The organism is Candidatus Aegiribacteria sp. (genome assembly GCA_021108005.1).
Taxonomy (GTDB): Bacteria; Fermentibacterota; Fermentibacteria; order Fermentibacterales; family JCC-6; genus Aegiribacteria.
The window spans coordinates 1-1,734 of the sequence record JAIORS010000152.1 but is presented as its reverse complement, the minus strand read 5'-3'; the positions used below and the strand labels follow the sequence as shown (position 1 = coordinate 1,734).

At 42.7% G+C, this 1,734-nt stretch carries 2 protein-coding genes; both read right to left on the bottom strand.

The window, feature by feature from the left end:
• Positions 1 to 76: 76 nt before the first annotated feature.
• Entirely contained in the window at positions 77 to 1,447 is a 1,371-nt protein-coding gene (locus K8S15_09175) for a tetratricopeptide repeat protein (GenBank protein ID MCD4776203.1), read from the bottom strand.
• Between the two features lie 88 nt (positions 1,448 to 1,535).
• Positions 1,536 to 1,734: hypothetical protein (locus K8S15_09170; GenBank protein MCD4776202.1), on the bottom strand; the 199-nt coding region annotated here is incomplete at its 5' end.

Below are 1,734 nucleotides of genomic sequence, written 5' to 3'. Positions count from 1 at the left end.
TCTGGATATTCGGGAACTGCGAAGATGATGAAGAACTTTCACGTATCTACAAGGCACAGCTGGCTGACAAATTCTGTTAATCGTTTAAATCTTCAGCGATTTTGTCAGCATATTCGGGATAGAGCCTCTTCATGCACTCCGGACACAGAGCATGGCTGAACTGAACTTCCGAATGATCGGATATATATGATTCTATTCGTTTCCAGTATCCGCGATCATCACGGATTTTCTTGCAAGACGCGCAGATAGGAAGCAAACCACTGAGTTGTTTCACTTCAGAGAGAGCAAGTATTAACTCCTCATTCGCCTTTACGAGATCGACATTCTTGAGCCGGATCAGCTCCGCCTCTTTCTCTTTGCTTTTCACCATGAACCTGATCTCAAGCTCACTTATTCTTCTCCGGCTTTCCTGATCGAAGATATTGTCGTGTATTTCCTTGTACTGTTTGAAGTATTCAAGAGCTTTCTCAAAATTCTGTTCCCTCTCATAAACACCTGATAGATTCATGATGCCTTCTTCAAGAAGCTCCTCTGATTCCGTTTCCTTTGCTATCGTTATGCTTTCTTCGATGTACTCAACAGCCTTTTCATGATCGTTCAGCGATTGGTGGATAAGACCTATGTGCAATCTGGTTTCACCTTCAGCGTATCTGTCCGCGTGTTTGATGGTTGTATTCAGGGCGCATTCAAGAATTTCGAGTGCCTGCTTGTATTCACCGAGTTCTTTCCTGATCAGCCCAAGATTGATCTGTGTGTGTGACAGACCATAAAGATCGTCAAGTTTCTGTCGAATTTCCAAAGACTCTCTGCAGAATTCCTCCGCCTTCTCATAGTTGCCTTTGCTGATCTGGATAACACCCAGATTATTCAGTATACCTGCGCAGTCGAATTCCTCACCTGCTTCCCTGCATATTTTGAGAGCCTTTGTATAATTTTCAATGGCTGCATCTATATCGTTCATACTTTCATTCAGGATACCAAGATTATTGTATGAGCCGGCAATTCCCCTTCTATCACCGAGCTCTTCGGAGATATCCATGGATTTGAGGAAATACTCCATGGAATCATCAAAACTCGACAGTCTCCAGTAAGTGACACCGATTGTATTAAGTGCCCTTGCTTCGCGCTCTCTGTCTCCTGCTTCCTGTGCATTGTTGTAATATCTGAAAGCGTATTCAAGAGAATCCTGATAGTTACCGAGGCTCTGATGAGCCCATGACATATCATGCAGAAGACAAAGCAAGTTCGAATTGTCAGGATAGTCCTTCAGAAGTTCAAGACCCTGTTTACAGCATTCTATCACTTTCAATGGAGAGGAATCATGGTACTTCTTCGATAATAGAATAATTATCGGGATCTTTTCTTTTCCTGATGCTTGCTCAAGCTCCCGCTCAAGTTGTTCTGTGGAATTGAACTCCGATGATTCTCCTGAAATTTTCACGTACACTAACCTCTCCAACTGAAACCAACAAAAATCCTTCTACTGATGTAACCGTTCAGAAGATAGATCCGAACTTCAATATACACGAAAAATCTCAGTACAGGTAATCATCATCGGACTGTGAGGAGATGCTTTTGAATTGAGAAGTGATCCAGTTTACCCAGCACTTCTTCAATAACGGATTCTGATACACTGCCTGCTGCCTGCGATTTCTGCTGTTTTCATCTGCGATCGCTCTTAGGGGGATATAATCGGAGAAAAGGCAGACACACAGGTTAATAACTGTTCGAAAA